We start from the raw sequence: 16,545 nt of genomic DNA on the forward strand, positions 1-16,545 counted from the left end.
GCTGACGTGGAGCAAAATAGGTGGCCCTCCCCGCTCGAGTCCTCAGAGCCAGTCCAAAGTTCCCTCAACGGAATTTCAAAGCCGTAACATGAAGCAGGAAAAGAACTTCTACGAGTTCGGATCGTTCCGTTTAGATCCCTCGGGAGGGCTCTTGACGTGCCAGGGGGAGCCGGTGGGGTTGACCCCGAAGGCCTTCGACACGCTGCAGCTCCTGGTGGAGCGAAGGGGTGAGGTGCTGTCGAAGGAGGAGATGCTGGAGTCGCTCTGGCCGGGGTCCTTTGTCGAGGAATCGAACCTCTCCCAGAACATCTACACCCTGCGCAAGGCCCTCGGCGAGCAGCGCGCCTTCATCGAGACGCTGCCGCGACGGGGCTATCGCTTCGTCGGACCGGTGCGCGAAGGCAGCGCCGATGCGCCGGCGGCGGCAGTGCCCGATTCCCTGGCCGTGCTGCCCTTCACCGCCCTCACGGACCAGCCCGAAGACCGCTACCTCGGCCTCGGTCTGGCGGACGCGGTGATCACCCGCATGACCCAGCTGCAGCGCTTCGTGGTGCGGCCCACCAGCGCCATTCGCCCCTGGCTCGAGCGCAATGATGGACCGGTGGCGGCAGGCCAGGCGCTCGGCGTCGATGCCGTGCTCGAGGGCACCCTGCAGCGCTCCGGCAGCGACATTCGGGTGACCGCCCAACTGGTGCGGGTCAGCGACGGCGTGCCGCTGTGGGCGGAGACCTTCGATGGCGACGACGCCAGCGTCTTCGAGCTGCAGGATTCGATCTCGCGTCGCCTCGCCGGCTCACTGGTGCGGCACTGGACCCTGCAGGACGAGGAGCGCCTGTCGCGGCGCGAGAGCACCGCCGTGCCGGCGGCCTTCCAGGCCTATGTCAAGGGACGCTACTACTGGAACAAGCGCTCCGGCAGCGCCCTCACCAAGGCCATCGCCTGCTTTCGCGAAGCGCTGCAGCACGATCCGGCCTACGCCGCCGCTTTCTCGGGCATCGCCGACTGCTATGGGCTGCTGCCGATTCACGGCAGCCGGCCGCCCTGGGAGTGCTTTCCGCAGGCCCGCGAGGCCGCCGAGCGCGCCCTCGCCCTGGAGCCGTCCCTCGCCGAGGCCCACACCTCCCGCGCCTACGTGCACTTCTTTTTCGACAGGGACTGGTCGGCGGCGGAAGAGGAGTTCCTGCGCGCCCTCGAGCTCAACAGCGACTACCCCACCGGCTACCACTGGTACTCCTACTATCTGAGCGCCATGGGGCGCCACGACGAGGCCATCGACCGCGCCCGACGCGCCCTTGAGCTCGACCCCAGCTCGCTGGTGATCAACACCGACCTGGCGCTGGTCTACTACTTCGCGCGCCGCTTCGAGCAGGCCGAGGCCCACGCCAGCGAGGCCCTCGAGCTCGATCCCGCGTTCTCCTACGGCTGCTTCGCCCTCGCCCACACCTATCAGCAGCAGGGTCGCCTCGACCGCGCTGTCGACACCTTCCGCCAGGGGGTGGAGCGCTCCGGCGGCAGCACCACCATGCTGGCCTCCTGGGCCCAGGCCCTGGCAGCGGCCGGTCGCCAGGAGGAAGCGCACGAGGTGATGGCGCGCCTCGAGGAGCGCGGCCAACGCAGCTACGTGGATCCCTTCCACCGCGGCCTGATCGAGCTCGCCTTCGGGCACCACGATCGCGCCCTCGAACAGTTTCGGGCGGCCTGTGAAGACCGCTCTCGCTTTGTCGTGCTGTTGGGGGTCTGGCCGGTTTCCGACGCCCTGCGCCAGGAGCCGGGCTGGAGGGACTTGCTGGGAAAGGTCGGGCTGCCGGCGGAAGGCGCCGGCGGATTCGATCCGGAAAACTGATCGCCCTCGCAGGCGGAAGAGCGAGCTTCAGAAGGCCGGGAAGGCGGCCAGGCTGCCTCCCCGGCGACAACCCTCAGCCTCCTCCGACAATCGCTGAACCCCGGCTCATGGTCACCACGACCTCGCCGGTGTCGACATCCTCGAACTCGACCGTGCCCATAAGCTCGAAGCGAGCCCCCGAGGGAGGCCAGGAGTCGAGATTCTCACTCCGCACAGAGAACGGATTGAGGGTGCGGAAAGTCCTCCCCGGAAGAGCCTCGGTCTGGAGCACGAGGTGGCTGTACATTTCCTGGGTCGCCGGGAATCCGGTGCCCGGCTGGTTCTCGCGCAAGAAACTCCCATCCAGGGGACGGTCCCGGTCGAGCCAGAGGCGAGTCTCGCCCAGACCCTCGACATAGCCACGCATCGAGCTACCGAGAATCTCCACCGTCACCGCTCCCCGGCCCCCATCGTTGTAGGTCTGCCCGACCCGGGCCGTCAGACTGCCGGTCATCTGGGCGTCGAAGGTACCGAGGTCAGCCACCGCGATCAGGTGGCCACACGCCTCATGGCAGTCGAAAGGCTCGGTCGAGAGATCTTCGATCGTACCGGCCACCAACTGCTGCTTGCCGGCAGACGCCCACGAGCTGAGCAAGGCCAGTGCACCTGCAACGACAATCAGGGTAAGCAATAGTTTTTTGGACATGACCTCTCCTTTCAAAAGAGAAATATTGAGGAGAGAGGGGCCACGTCGCTAAACGCTGGACCGTGGCCTCCTCTGAGCCGGGCCCCAGTCAGGGGCTCGGCAGCTCCCAAGAATCTGCTTCTGTCCGGACAGGCATTTTCAACATAGTACAAATTAATTTATAATGCAAAATTTGAATAAATAAACAGATAAGATTGGACCCTGGTGCGCAAAGGATCGCCAGTTCCCGAGTCCTGATGCGCAAAAGCTCGCCAGTTCCCGAGTCCTGATGCGCAAAGGCTCGCTGGTTCTCGGGTCCTGATGCGCAAGGGCTCGCCAATTCCGCGAAGTCCTTACGGAACGCGCCCGCTCAAGCGGCGCCGGCCTGCTCCACCATCCACCACATCGCGACCGCCAGGGCCACGAAGAAGGCCAACGTGAGTCCGGCGACGAGGGCACCCATCGCACGGGAGCGGAAGCGCGCGCCGATCCAGTAGCCGCCACCGGCGCTCATCAAGGCGAAGAGGACAAAGAGGATGAGGGCGAGGATCATGGCTTGCGATCCCACCACATCCTTCGCCCGCTGCCAAGATCCGGCGTCTAATCGCCGCCGAAAGTGGCGAGGGCCGCGAGTCCGGCGGTCACCATGCTGGCCACCAGCAAAACGCCGAGCTTGGCGATGGTGGGATTGGCGGACAGCATCAGCACGGCGAGTCCAGCTCCCACCACCAGGACGTTGACCGCCACCCGCAACCGCACCGCTCCGAGACGTCCCCGAGCATCGGTGAAGGCCAGGTGGATGGCGTAGTCGAGGCCGACCCCGAATCCGAGGGCGAGGAAGCAGGACGACGCGACGCCGAGCTCGAGACCGCCCCATCCCGCCAGGGCGAGGGTGGCCGCCAGCGCCGCCGCGGTGGCGATGACGCACAGCAGGGAGCGCCGCCAGCGTCCTGAAGCCAGACCGAGGGCGGCGATCGAAAGCGCCAAGGCCGCCAGAATCGAGCGCCCCTGAGTCGAAACCACCGCCGCGATCAGGGTACGACCCCGTTCGGCGCTGCCGCCGATCGAGATGGTTCCCGGAAAGTCGGCGAACAACCGGTCGATGGTCTGCCGGGCCCGCGTGGTGGTGGCGTAGTCGTCGCCGGCACTGAACAGAATGAGGCGGGTGACGCGCTCATCGGCGGTGAGGAAGGAGCGCACGAAGACTTCTTCGTTGAACAGCCGGAAGGTACCCAGCCAATGGCGCACGGCGGCGGGGTCATCGGGAATCTGGGGGCGAGCGGTCGTCGGGCCGGCGAGCTCCCAGCCGCGATCACGCAACAGGTCCGCCATCGAAAAGCCGACCCCGAAGGCGGGATCCGCCTGCAGTCGCTGGCGCCAGTGATCGAGCTGGCGTAAGGCCGCAGGCTCGGTCCAGCGGCGGCCGTCCTGGCGCGCGAGAACGATGTCGAAGGGATAGAGCCCGGTCGACTCGCGCTGGAACCAGCGCACGTCCCGGACGATCGGGTGGTCGGGAGCGAAGTTGCGGGTCCAGCCATCGTCCACCGCCAGGCGCGCCAGCCCCCAGGGTACCCACAGCACGGCAAGTCCCAGGATCACCGGCAAACTGCCCCGCGGCAAGGTCAGACCGCGCCCCTCCCGCGCCCAGCGCGGCCCGCGCCCCCAGGGCAGCCACAGCAGCATCGCCGGCACGAAGGTGAGGGTGAAGAACCAAGACAAGAAAACCCCCAGGCCGGCGACCAGGCCAAAGGCCCGCAGGGCCGGAATGTCGGTGGCGAAGAAGGACAGCAGGCCGATGACGGTGGTCAAGGTGGTCGCGGTGACCGGAAAGAACACCCGTCCGACGGCCCCGGCCACCCAAGCGGGACGACCGGCGGCGGGCCGCAGCTCGCGCTCGTGGAAGAGCTCCCCCACCAAATGGACCTCGTCGGCGACGCCGAGGGTGGTCACCAGCACCGGTACCAGCGCGGTCATCAACGAGATGTCGAAACCCAGGACCTGCTGCAAGGCCAAGGTCGAGACCACCGCCAGCCCGACCTCCACCATCGCCAACAGCGCCAGGATCACGGACCGGAGACAGAGGGCGAGCACCACCACCAGAACGGCGAAGCACCACGGCAGAAGGGTGCGCAGGTCCTCGAAAATGGCCTGGCCGAGGCCATTGAGCACGATCTGGCGGCCGAGCAACCGCACCCGATAGCGGCGACCGGTCTCCGCCTCGAGGCGCTCCCGAGCCTGCTCGATGCGCTCCACCAGGGTGCTCACGCCGGTGGCCGACAGGGCCGGGAACTCGAGAAAACCGGCCTGCTCCGAGGCGCTCACCGAAAGGTGCCGGAAGCTGCGCGCCTGATGGCGAGCGGCCCTCAGCCAGTCGGCGCTCGGCTGGTCGAGAACAAAGGTCTCAGGCCCCGCCGGAGCATGGCGCAGCCGGGCGCGGTCGACGCGATCGAGCATCAGTGTCTGCAGATTACGGCGCTCGAGGAGAAAGCCGCGGAAGCGGCGAAAGTCGCTCAGCCAGAGGTCGTCCCCGAACCTCGAGTCGAGGCCTTCGAAGGCGAGGAAGAAGCGCTCGTCGGAACCGAAACGGGCGCGGTTCTCGGCGTCGACCGCCAGCACCGGCGAGCTCGCCGGCAGAAACTCTTCATCGAGCACCCGGATGCGCAGCTCCGGCAGTCGGGTCGCCGCCCAGGCGGCCAGAACGAGCTGACCGAGAATCAGGAGCGCCGACGCCAGCCGCCAGCTCATGGCTCCGCTCCGCAGCGCAGCCAGGCCTCGGTAGTGCCCTCGGCGGTCGGGGCCCGTGACAGAACCTCTCCGGTATCGAGGGGATCGCCGTCGCCATCGTCGTCATCGACGAATCCGCGGACAGCATGGCGGGGTTCGATTGCGCCGCCGGCGAGCGGCGGCGCAATCGCCAAAACCGCCAGCTCGGAGCGGCTCAAGGTTCGCCGCACCCAGTGGTGGCGCGACAGGCGCAGCCACAGCTCGCAATCTTCCGGAGACCCCCGATCGGAGGATCGTTGGGAAAGCTCCGCAGGGGGGCCTTCGCCTCTCGGCCAGAGAACCGAGCGCGACTGCAAGAGATCGGGGAGATCGTCGGCGAACTCTTCGCCGATGGTGACCGGCGCGGCGGAGACGGCCACCGGCAGGAGTTGCTGGCCTTCTTCCCAGACCACCTCATAGGTCGGTGGCAGGAGGGGCTCGAGCTGCACCGCCTGGATCACCAGCATCGCCAGAGCGAGGGTAAAGAGCAGCACGAGACGGGCCCTTCCCAGACCCAGGATGGTGGATCCGGAGAAGAGCCGCCGGGGAGGGCCTTGCGGCGGCTCCCCGGCTGACGACATCAGCTACTGCCCACCACGGCCTCGCCGCTGAGCAGCCGGACGACCACCTCGCCCGGAGCGTTGATGTCCTCGAACTCGACCGGCTCGACGAGCACGAACTCGGCATCCTGCGGCGGCCAGTACTTCATGCCCTGGCTCTCCACCGTGAAGGGCCCGATCGAGCGGAAGGTCTGGCCGGGCAGCGCATCGGTGCGCAGCAGGAGATGGGACCTCATCACCTGGGTCGCCGGGAAGTTGGTTCCGGCCTTGTTCTCACGCAGGAAGCTGCCGGTGAGCGGACGGCTTTTGTCGAGCCAGATCATGGTCTCGCCAAGGCCCTCGACATAGCCGCGCATGGCGCTGCCCATGACGACGATCGGAACCGCCTTGCGGCCATTGTCGTTGTACTCGCGCCCGGCACGGGCGGTGAGGGTGCCACGCAGCTCGGCCTCGAAAGTTCCGAGGCGAGCGACCTCGATCACCGGACCGCAATACTCCTGGCAATCACCGGACTGGTCGGGTGCCGGGAATTCGGGCTTCAGATCGCCCTTGTTGGCGAGGATCGCGGTGCTGAGGAGCATCAAGGTGGCGAGCGTCAGGGCAACCGCCAGATGAGTCTTCTTGAACATGCCTTCTCCTTATTCGAACCACTCTCTGCGCAACCACGGCAGCGCCTTGGCCGAGGGCACCACCGTGATGCGGGCCGGATCCCAAGGACACGCTCCCGAGCTCCGGTCCCTCCGTCGGCCCGAGCTCGAGGACTTTCCGAAAGCTGGGCCTGCTGTTCGAACAGATCGCATTGATATTACATAATCGAAACTCATTATGCAAAATATTACAGAAATGCATAGCGAAGCAATGCTCCGCGAATCCTCTCAGGAACGGAATCTCTGAGGCAGAGGAATAGGAGCGCGAATCCGCCCCTCGAAGCAACGGCGGCCAGCGCGAGAAAGGCCGCCCCGAGTGAGCTCGGAGCGGCCTTGGAAGGGGCGGCGGGCAGGCGCCCGGCCGGGCGCCCGGGTCAGTCCTTGTGGAAGGTTTCGCCCCGTGACGCCATGTCGCGCAGGAGCTGGGCCGGGCGCAGACGATCGCCGTGGATCTCGGCATAGGCATCGAGACGATCGACGATGTTGCCCAGACCAACGCGGTCGGCCTCGCGCAGGATGCCGCCGCGGAAGGGCGGGAAGCCGAAGCCGAAGATCACCGAGATATCGATGTCGCGGGGGTTGTCGATCACCCCGTCTTCGATGGTCATGGCGGTCTCGTTCAGCATCTGGAGCCAGCAGCGCTCGGCGATCTCGTCGTCGGACACCTTGCGCTCCTGCCAATCGATCAGGCCATAGACGCTTTCGTCGACCTGCTTGCCCTTGCCACCGTCATAGCGATAGAAGCCCTTCTTGCCCTTGCGGCCGGTGCGGCCGTCGGCGCTCATGCGCTCGAAGACCGGCGGCGGCTGGACGCGCTCGCCGAAGCTCTCCACCATCACCCGCGACACGTGGCTGGCGACATCGAGGCCGACCTCGTCGAGCAGCGCCATCGGACCGACGGGCCAACCCCAGGCCTTGACGGCGCGGTCGATCTGGTCGATGCGGGCGCCCTCCGTGAGCAGGTAAGCGGCTTCGTTGACGAACGGACCGAGCACCCGGCTGGTATAGAAGCCGGGGCCATCGTTGACCACCACCACGGTCTTGCCCATGCGGCGGCCGACGTCGACGGTGGTGGCGAGGGTTTCCTCGGAGGTGCCGGCGTGACGAATCACCTCGATCAGGGGCATCTTGTGCACCGGGCTGAAGAAGTGCATGCCGACGAAGTTCTCGGGCCGGCTGCTGGCCTCGGCGAGTTGGGTGATCGGAATCGTCGAGGTGTTGGAAGCGAAGATCAGATTGTCGGGACAGGCAGCCTCGGTCTCGCGGATCACCTGGTGCTTGATGCCGACATCCTCGAACACCGCCTCGATCACGAAGTCGACCCGCTGGAAGGGCTGATAGTCGACGGTCCCAAAGAGACGACCCATGGCGATCTCGCGCGCTTCCGGCGTCATCCGGCGACGCTTGACGAGCTCGGCGAAGCGCTCGCCGGCATAGCCCAGACCACGGCCCAGGGAGGCGTGGTCGCGATCCTTCATCACCACCGGAACACCCTTGTGGGACAGCACCTGGGCCACTCCGGCGCCCATGAAGCCCGCCCCCAGAACACCCACCTTCTCCACCGGGCGACCCTTCTTGGCGAGCGCCGCGGCGCGACCTTCGACCTCGTTCTTGGTGAAGAAGATCGACATCAGGCTCTTCGCCGTGTCCGACACCACCAGCTCCGAGAAGGCACCGGCCTCGATGTCGAGGCCACGCTCGAGGGGCAGGCTGATGCCGTCCTTGATGACGTTGATCGCCACCAGCGGCGCCGGGTAGTGCCCACCGGTCTTGGCCAGCACGCTCTTGCGCGCCTGCTGGTACACCACCTTGTCACCCAGCGGGCTCTTGGCGAGGAAATCGCCGACCCACTTGGCGAGCGGCTTCTTGGAGCTCGCCTTCTTGGCCTTCGGGGCCTTGGTCAACAGCCCGAGGGCGGCCTCGGCGAGATCTGTCGGGTGGCAGATGGCGTCCACCAAGCCGACCCGCAGGGCCTTCTTGGCGCGCAGCTGCTTGCCGGTGAGGATCAGGTCGAGGGCATCGGGGACCCCGATCAGGCGCGGCAGGCGCTGGGTGCCGCCGAAGCCGGGAATGATGCCGAGCTGGACCTCCGGCAGGCCGAGACGGGTCTTGGGGTGCTCGGTGGCCACCCGCAGATCGCAGCACAGGGCGAGCTCGAGGCCACCGCCGAGGCAGGCGCCGTGGATCGCCGCCACCTTCTTGCAGGGCAGCGCCTCGAAGCGGCGGCCGAGGGCATGGCCACGCTGCAGCAGGTCAAGCACATCGGCGGAGGTCTCGGTTTCCTTGAGCTCGTCGATGTCGGCGCCGGCGATGAAGGTATCGGCCTTGCCGGAGACGATCACGACCCCCCTGGGGCGCTCCGCCTCGAGTTGGGCCACCTGCTCCTCGATCCACTCGAACACCGCCGTCGAGAGGGTATTGACCTTCTTTCCCGGCACATCGAAGACCAGCCAGGCCACGTCGTCGACGAAGGTCAAGGTCCCAGGTGCGGACTGCACCGCTGTAGTCTCATCCTTCCCTGCCATGGCTCGGCTCCTTCCCAGTGGGGTTGAATCGGACGCCGCGAGAAAAAAGCACAGTCGTCCGGCACTGCCGATCGTAAGGACCGATGCCGCAGTGTGTCAAGAAGGCCGCCCTGAAGGTCTGAAGGAGACCGCTCCCGCAAGCATCGAAAAGGCCCCTCCCGCCGCGACGCATTGCGGCGAGAGGAAGCAGCGCGGTTGGCGCCGACGTCGACGAGGGGAATCCGTACGACACGCGCAGAAGGCCGTAAGGCACCCTTAACCACAACAGCAACGGCAGTTAGCGACAGGCTGCTACGCCAGCAGCCTGTCTCCGAGCCGACAAGGCGAGGCGGCGGCACATGCCGCCGTGGACGGGGCCGCCCTGGACGGGGGTGAAGGCGAACGACATGTGCGAAGCCGAGCCGCGAAGGCCTGAGGGGGGCGCCCAGCCCCCCTGAAAACACCACGTAGCAGCGCCGAGAGAATCCGCCTCGCGGATTCTCTCGATGTTGCTACAGCGCTTCGGTGTCGCCGCGGCCGCAGATGTTGCCGCCCTGGTTCTGATAGACCGCCTGGTTGCCGGTCTCGGTGTCGGTGACCGTGATGGTGTACTCGACGTCCGAAAGCGCCCCGTAGAAGACCCAGAATTTGCCGGTGACCGGACGGCCATCGATCATCTTGACCACCAGCTCGACGTTGCCGGCATCGAAGAACCAGTAGAAGCCCGATTCGTCGGTGAAGGGAATCGCCGTCGCGACCCCTTCGTCGCCGTTGCGATGGTTGCGCCAGTCGACCTGCACCCGGAAGCGGTTGTCGAGCAGGCACAGGGTACGCGTGTCGGGGGTGCAGGGGCCCGCGGCGCCGGCCGCCGTGTGCGGCACCACCAGCTCGGCGAGATCGAGCGGGGGCTCCCCGGCCGCAGAGCCCAGCGGCGAACCCACCGACGAGCCCACGGACGAGCCCACGGACTCAAACGGCACCTGGTGGAAGAGCTGCGGCCTGGTTTCGTCAACAGCCTCCGGAGCCTGGGCCGAGGCCCCCAGCGGGAAGGCCGTGGTGTCGCCCCGGCCACAGATGTTGCCGGCCTCGTTCTCGTAGAAGCGCCGCTCGCCGGTTTCGGTGTCGGTCACCGTGATGGTGTACTCGACGTCCGAAAGGGCGCCGTAGAACACCCAGAAGAAGCCGTTCGACGACCGCCCATCGATGATCTTGACCACCAGCTCGACATTGGCGGCGTTGAAGAACCAGAAGAAGCCGGTCTCGGTAGAGCGCTCGATCGCCTTGCCGGTGCCCACTTCGCCGGTGCGCTGGTTGCGCCAATCGACCTCGACGGAGAAGCGGCCCGCGGCCCCCAAGCAAAGGGTTTCGAGGCCCGCCTCGCAGGGATCGACGGCCACCGGCAGGTTGAAGCGGCGCGCCAGCACGCGGCGGCGAAACTCCTGGTCGCGGCGCTGCCAGAACACCATCGGTCCGGCCGAGCCGAAGGCGACGTCGGGCTGGGTGTGGCTGACGCCGGAGCTGGTGCTCACCGCCACCGGCGTCCCCAGGGGAACCCCCTCGGAGCTCACCAGGCGGCCGAGAATGTTGCCGTTCTGCACCGCGATTTCCTGCCAGACCACGAAGTAGCGGCCACTGTCGTCACCGGCGACGGCGGGAGCGCTGCGCTGCGCATCGCCGCCCAGGGACATGCGGTTCTCGGCCGGACCGACGGGCCCGGTCGCAAAGACTCGCCGGGCGTAGATCCCGGGACCGGTGCCGGAGTCGGAACGGCTCTCCCAGGTGACCATCGCCTCCTCGTTGCCGGCGACAGCGATGTCGGGAGAGTCCTGAATACCGTCGCTCTGCAGGTGGACGACGAACTCGCCGGCGAGCGGCTGACCGGTGGCATCGAGCCAGCGCACCAGGACGTCGTCGCCGTCGAGGTCGAAGTCGAAGCTCTGCCAGGCCACCACCAGTCGGCCGCTCGGAGTCACCGCGACTTTCGGCTTGCTGACGATGTCCGGCGCCGCCTCGTCGACCCGGAACACCGCTCCCACCGGTCCGCCCGCGGCGCTCAGCAACCGACCCTCGATGGCGACGCCGGTGTAGAGGGGGACATCGCCCACCAAGCCTTCGAAGCGCAGGTTCTCCCACACCACCACGAAGGCCCCACCGGGAGTGACCGCGACGTCAGGGCTGGCCAGCAGCCGCCCTACCTGCGACGCGATCAGCGTTTCCGCTCCGAGAGGATTGCCGGAAAGGTCGAAGCGCCGCGCCACGATGTCGCCGGTGAAGGCTCCCGAGGTCCGCGACCAAACGACGATCTGCTCGCCCCCGAGGGTGACGGCCGTCGCCGGAATCTCTTCGAATGCGCTGGTGCTGACGGAGCGTGACGATTCCCCACCGAGGGCGGCTCCGGCGGCATCGTAGGCCCGCGCACAGAGGCCCGGGACTCCGCACTGACCGCTCCACAGAGCCACCACCTCGCCGCGACCGTTGCGTGCCGCCGTCGGTCCCAGAACGACCCCCGAGATTTCGCTGCTGACCTCGATCTCACCGTCGGCAGGGGTGAGTTGGCCGAGGGCAGGCGCGAGAGCGGACAGTCCGGCGAGAAGGCAGACGACGAGAACGCGGTTCAGACGAGCTGGTTTCATCACGGATCTCCGGCCTCGAGAAACGGCTGGGTTCGAATTCAGGAACTTGGCTAGCAACCTGCCAGCAGGCTGCTGAAAAAGTCCGCCTTGCGGATCTCCAGCGCTGCTAGCTGTTTTTTTCCGAGAGGGGCTACGCGCCCCTCCGGCCCAAGAAGCGCGGTTCTTGGGCCTCCTCTCCCGTCGCGGCGGCTGCGCCGCCGCCGGGCCCCTACGGGCCCGGAAGCAGCTTGCCGATGAGTTTTCAGCAACCTACTAGCTGAGTGACTGTAGCAAGGACCGGCGGTCTCTCTCTTGATGGTCGGCCCCCTAGGCGCGGACGGCAAGAGAGCCGACAGCTCTCTCGTCCCGAGATTTATGTCCTGGCATCATACGACAGTCACTCCCGCACACCGAGTCCCTTGCACCGACATGCCCCAAGCCAGGCCTCGAGACACCTCCAGAACGAGATCATAAGACACTCGAAAGAAGCGAGATAGAGCTCCCGAACCGATCTCCCTCGAGGGCCCTTCTCAACCACCACTGAAGTTCTGAGACGGAGCATTCTTGACCCGAAGCGGGAAGACATGCAACGATGTTGGCGCAACATTTCTTGCAGCTCCTGTTGTTCCTTCAGCAAAACCGTTTCCATCAACGATGTTGATCGTGGGAGTGGTTTGCCGTGAAGAGAACGATCCTCTGTTTTGCCCTCTGTTTGATTCCCTTGTCCCTGCTGGGCCAGGTCCTCGAGCTCACCCGAGACGAGACCTTCAGAAGTCGCCTGATACCGATGGACGACGATCTTTCGATCGCCGTTTGGTCCCGTCTGGCGACCAACCCCAGTGTGGAAAGGCGTTATCAGCTCGAGACTCGGGCCATCACTGACGATGGCAGTGCTCTCGGACCGATTTTCACCCTCGGCAGCCCAGCGTCCGAGAGCAGATTCGACGCCGCTCGTAGCGGGGATCACATACTGGTCGCGTGGTTGCACCAGATCCCGTTCTCGATCCGGGGTCATGTGCTGAGCTCGGCGGGAGAACCCACCGGCAACACGTTCGAGATCCTCCGCCCAGGAACCAGTCCCAGCAGCCACCTTGCGGTTGCCGGAAGCACCAGCGGATTCACGGTCGCCTGGAGCACCCGGAATGGCCACCTCTATGGCCAACGTTTCGATCTCTCGGGCCATCCCGTGGGAGCCCGCCTCACCCTTTTCGAGCCCGCAGGCAACGACCCCTTGGTGAGCAATCCGATCGTAGATTTGGCGCCGGCCGGCGACATGACGGTGGCAGCTTTCATCATCAATTCCGAATCGTTCCCGACCAACCGCGGCACCCTGTATTTCCGCCAAATTCCGTCAGCCGGACCTCCAGGCCCCCTCACCGAGATTGCCAACCAGCAGATATCGCTCGGCGCTCAGATCGCACCCGCACCTTCCAACCGATTCGTCGTGACCTGGATCGAGATCCGACGCGCCTCGCCGCGTGCGATCAAGTGGCAGCTCATCGATGCGGACGGCCACCGCCAAGGCCCGATCCATACCGCCGTAGAAACCGACAGCCCGATCTTCGAGACCAGACTCTCTTCTCGTGGAAATCAGGCAGTCATCGCTTGGATCGAGGCTCAGCGTGTGCAAGCGCTTCCCTTCGGACTTGCGGGCGAAAGCTTCGGCCCTGCCTTTGCCATCTCGCCTCTCGACGGATCCACGGAGCGGAGCGTAGATGTCGCCTGGGTCGGCCCGGGCATTGTCCAAACCACTTACTACGCCTCTCTCGACGGCTCGACGCCGTTGGCCAACGGCTCTCTACCGGCCCTCTTCACCCAGCGCCTGAGCTTCCGCTGTCAACGCAGTCTGACCAATGCCTGCTTGCAAGAAGATCGCTTCACGGTACGAGTCCTTCGCGATACGGAGGACGGCCCGCGACCGGCCCGCGCCACGGTTCTGACACCGGACACGGGCGGCTTCTGGTTCTTCAGCGAGGACAACCTCGAGGTGCTGGTCAAAGTGCTCGACGGTCGCCTGCAGAACGGCCACTTCTGGGTGCTGTTCGGCTCGATGTCGAACCTGCCCTACACAGTGGTGGTCACCGACACCGAAACCGGCATCTCACGCCACTTCGAGAATCCCGCCGGCACCCTCGCCAGCCAAGCGATCACCACTGCCTTTGCAGACGACGGCGAGCCCCCGGCTCGAGACGACATCCCGCTCCCGGCGACCGACAGCGGCTGCTTCGAAAGCGACAGTCCACAGCTTTGCCTGACCAACGATCGCTTTCAGATCACCGCTGCCTGGAGCGACCCGCGCAGCGGCCTGTCCGGCCTCGGCGTCGGGCGCCTGATCTCCAGAAACAGCGGCGCCTTCTGGTTCTTCGAGGAGAAAAACCTCGAGCTCATCGTCAAGGTGCTCGACGGCACCCTCTCCAACGGCCACTACTGGGTCTTCGTCGGCTCCCTGACGGACGTCGAGGTCGAGCTCCAGGTCCAGGATCTCTTCACCGGCGAAAGTTGGACCCACCGCAAGCCCGCCTTCACCCTCCAAAGCCATGCCGACACCTTTGCACTGCCGGCAGATCCGCCGCTTTACTGAAGAGAAGGCCTGCCGCGTCCCTGCGCTCGACCTCGCAGCGACCGGTTGAAGACTCTCCAGAGTCCCTCCGGCCGACCGCACCCACCGCGGGTGCGGTCGGCGGCCAAGGGCAGGTTCACACCTCGGCCTGAGCGGTCACTTCGACGCATCGCCATGTCCATAGACCATAGGTAACCCGATCGCGGTCTTCTGCCGGCCAACCCACTCGCCCCTCGAGCACCGTCTCGCAAGCAGGCGAAGAAGACAAATTAATCAACGCTTTATCGGTTGCGATGGAAGATTCACGGCAGGGTCTTTCCCCCTTGACAGCCGGTTCGAGACAATCCTAATATGTCGCTACGACATTTTCATAGATCGCCCGGGATCGTTCGCCACGATCCCAGTTCCGCTCGATGCTCGACGTTCGCTTGCTAGGTGAGTCCCTGGGAGAACTTCTGATGAAACCGCGACACTTCCTCTGCCTTCTGCTTCTTCTGAGCGCCATGACTTCCGGCCTCGCCGCCGACGACATTCGACGCCTCGATCCCCAGCTCGAGGGCCAGAGCTGGTCGGTCCGCACCGCCGAAGACTCCTTCGTCACGCTGTGGTTCCGCCCCGCCAACCCGAACTGGCAGCTCGTCAGCCGCGGGTTCGACGGCACCACGAGCTACGAGATCGGTCCTCCCACCACCAACCCTCTGATCGCCGTCACGACCTCGCCCCGCGACACCATCCTGGTCACCTGGTTCGACGACCTGGGCTTCATCCGCGGTCAGTTCCTCGACTCGGACGGAGCCCCCGACGGCTCCGATTTCTCCCTCGTGCCGGCCGGAGGCGTGGTGACCTCGATCGGCCTCGCTGCCGACACCGATGGCTTCTCGGTGGTCTGGACCACCGGCAGCGGTTTCAGTTTCTTTCAGCGCCTCGACAACTCAGGAGCCACCGTCGGCGACCGCATCACCCGCAGCGCCCCCTTCGATGGCTTCGGCGTCGGCGGCCGGGCTCACCTCACCAGCCTCGCCGCCAACGGCAACGGCATGGTGGGGGCCTCCTCCTCCGATCAGCGGCGAGACGCCAACTTCTTCACCACCCTCGGCAGTGCTCGGGTGACGGCGAATGGGTCGAGCCTCGGCGGCTCCGAGCTCGCCGTCGCCCCGGTGCAGAGCTCTTTCGAGCTGGCGATCGCCGCCGACGCCGGTCTCGGCTACGGGGTCGTCTACAGCCGCTTCGACCCCAGCGACAATGGCCGCGAGATCTGGTTCCAGCGCCTCGACCTCGGCGGCCTACCCGCGACCAGCCCGCGGCGGGTCGACCCCGGTCCCGAGCCGACGGACGTTCACTCACCGCGCATCGCCTGCGACCTCGGCGGCGCCTGCATCGTCCTCTGGCAGCGCGGCCGGGGCCAAGGTTCGAAGATCTTCACCCGCACCTACGACTCACTCGCCCACCCCTTCGGTCCGGCCCGCCCCCTGATTAACTACGACACGACCGCGGAGAGCGGCGCCAACGTGACCTTCGATCGCCAAGGCGAGGCCCTCTTCACCGCCTTCGTCGAGGCCAGCGATCCACAAGGCCCTCCGCAGCCGACCGGCCTGCTGGCGATCCGCCGAGCCCTTCCCTGCCGCCCCGGCCTCGACACGGTCTGCTTGCGAGAAGGGCGCTTCGCGGTGCAGGTCACCCTCGAGGACGACCTCCACGCCACCGGCTTCCCGGCCCCCGCGGAGCCGATGACGTCGGACACGGGAGGCTTCTGGTTCTTCAGCCAGGACAACCTCGAAGTGCTCGTCAAAGTCCTCGACGGACGGCCCGTCAACGGCCACTTCTGGGTCCTCTTCGGGTCGCTTTCGAACCTCGCCTACACGGTGACCGTCACCGACACCTCGACCGGCGAAACCCGCCAATTCGCCAACCCGGAGGGAACGCTCGCCTCGCAGGCAAACACCGAAGCATTCACCGACGACGGCTCACCCCTGACCGTCGCCGCGCCAGCGCCCGACAGCCCGCCCGGCGCCTGTCCCGCGCTCTCCGACGCCGCCCTCTGTCTGACCAATGCCCGCTTCCGCGCCACCGTCGAGTGGATCGATCCGCGCAGCGGCCGCACCGGCTTCGGGGTCGGACGCCTGATCTCCGAGAACAGCGGCGCCTTCTGGTTCTTCGGCCCGGAGAACCTCGAGCTCATCGTCAAGGTGCTCGACGGTCGCGTGTCCAACAGTCATTTCTGGGTCTTCGTCGGCTCCCTCACCGACGTCGAGTACGAGATCCGCATCGACGACGACGTCACCGGCGAGTCGTGGACCTATCGCAAGCCTCCCTTCAGCCTCGAAAGTCACGCCGACATCGAAGCTCTTCCCGCACCGTGAAGCGCGTGAACTCGCCTTGACGCAGGATCTAT

General features: G+C 66.2%; 10 protein-coding genes. 3 read left to right on the forward strand and 7 right to left on the reverse strand.

The features are described from left to right. Positions 1–151 precede the first annotated feature (151 nt). Positions 152–1,843, forward strand: a complete 1,692-nt coding sequence (locus AAF604_02095) for a winged helix-turn-helix domain-containing protein (protein MEM7048414.1) — start codon at positions 152–154, stop codon at positions 1,841–1,843. A gap of 73 nt (positions 1,844–1,916) precedes the next feature. On the opposite strand, the gene AAF604_02100 is transcribed toward AAF604_02095, so the two are convergent. From AAF604_02100 to AAF604_02130, 7 genes are all read right to left on the reverse strand, one after another. Further along, positions 1,917–2,528, reverse strand: coding sequence for a hypothetical protein (locus AAF604_02100; GenBank protein ID MEM7048415.1), 612 nt, complete (start codon positions 2,526–2,528; stop codon positions 1,917–1,919). Between the two features lie 349 nt (positions 2,529–2,877). Then, positions 2,878–3,060: a hypothetical protein gene (locus AAF604_02105; protein ID MEM7048416.1), complete on the reverse strand. Its 183-nt coding sequence runs from the start codon at positions 3,058–3,060 to the stop codon at positions 2,878–2,880. 47 nt (positions 3,061–3,107) lie between these two features. Then, complete coding sequence (locus tag AAF604_02110) at positions 3,108–5,252, reverse strand: MMPL family transporter (GenBank protein ID MEM7048417.1); 2,145 nt, start codon at positions 5,250–5,252, stop codon at positions 3,108–3,110. Continuing rightward, a complete protein-coding gene (locus AAF604_02115) occupies positions 5,249–5,764 on the reverse strand; it encodes a hypothetical protein (protein MEM7048418.1) in 516 nt (171 codons plus the stop codon). Before AAF604_02115 ends, AAF604_02110 begins: the two co-directional genes overlap by 4 nt. Positions 5,765–5,850: 86 nt before the next feature. Further along, entirely contained in the window at positions 5,851–6,459 is a 609-nt protein-coding gene (locus tag AAF604_02120; GenBank protein MEM7048419.1) for a hypothetical protein, read from the reverse strand. Positions 6,460–6,851: 392 nt separating this feature from the next. Next, positions 6,852–9,002, reverse strand: a complete 2,151-nt coding sequence (locus tag AAF604_02125; GenBank protein MEM7048420.1) for a 3-hydroxyacyl-CoA dehydrogenase NAD-binding domain-containing protein — start codon at positions 9,000–9,002, stop codon at positions 6,852–6,854. A gap of 491 nt (positions 9,003–9,493) precedes the next feature. Continuing rightward, complete coding sequence (locus AAF604_02130) at positions 9,494–11,614, reverse strand: hypothetical protein (GenBank protein MEM7048421.1); 2,121 nt, start codon at positions 11,612–11,614, stop codon at positions 9,494–9,496. A 658-nt stretch (positions 11,615–12,272) separates the two neighbouring features. Between AAF604_02130 and AAF604_02135 the strand changes: the two genes are divergently transcribed. Next, entirely contained in the window at positions 12,273–14,174 is a 1,902-nt protein-coding gene (locus AAF604_02135) for a hypothetical protein (GenBank protein ID MEM7048422.1), read from the forward strand. A gap of 437 nt (positions 14,175–14,611) precedes the next feature. Next, positions 14,612–16,513: a hypothetical protein gene (locus tag AAF604_02140; protein MEM7048423.1), complete on the forward strand. Its 1,902-nt coding sequence runs from the start codon at positions 14,612–14,614 to the stop codon at positions 16,511–16,513. The last annotated feature ends 32 nt before the right edge of the window (positions 16,514–16,545 follow it).

It is taken from the genome of Acidobacteriota bacterium, assembly GCA_039028635.1.
Lineage (GTDB): Bacteria > Acidobacteriota > Thermoanaerobaculia > Multivoradales > JBCCEF01 > JBCCEF01.

What these genes read in the sequence shown, in the direction of transcription:
- AAF604_02130 (MEM7048421.1), bottom strand. Translation starts at nt 11,614, where the DNA reads ATGAAACCAGCTCGTCTGAACCGCGTTCTCGTCGTCTGCCTTCTCGCC.
- AAF604_02110 (MEM7048417.1), bottom strand. Translation starts at nt 5,252, where the DNA reads ATGAGCTGGCGGCTGGCGTCGGCGCTCCTGATTCTCGGTCAGCTCGTT.
- AAF604_02140 (MEM7048423.1), top strand. Translation starts at nt 14,612, where the DNA reads ATGAAACCGCGACACTTCCTCTGCCTTCTGCTTCTTCTGAGCGCCATG.
- AAF604_02100 (MEM7048415.1), bottom strand. Translation starts at nt 2,528, where the DNA reads ATGTCCAAAAAACTATTGCTTACCCTGATTGTCGTTGCAGGTGCACTG.
- AAF604_02125 (MEM7048420.1), bottom strand. Translation starts at nt 9,002, where the DNA reads ATGGCAGGGAAGGATGAGACTACAGCGGTGCAGTCCGCACCTGGGACC.
- AAF604_02105 (MEM7048416.1), bottom strand. Translation starts at nt 3,060, where the DNA reads ATGATCCTCGCCCTCATCCTCTTTGTCCTCTTCGCCTTGATGAGCGCC.
- AAF604_02120 (MEM7048419.1), bottom strand. Translation starts at nt 6,459, where the DNA reads ATGTTCAAGAAGACTCATCTGGCGGTTGCCCTGACGCTCGCCACCTTG.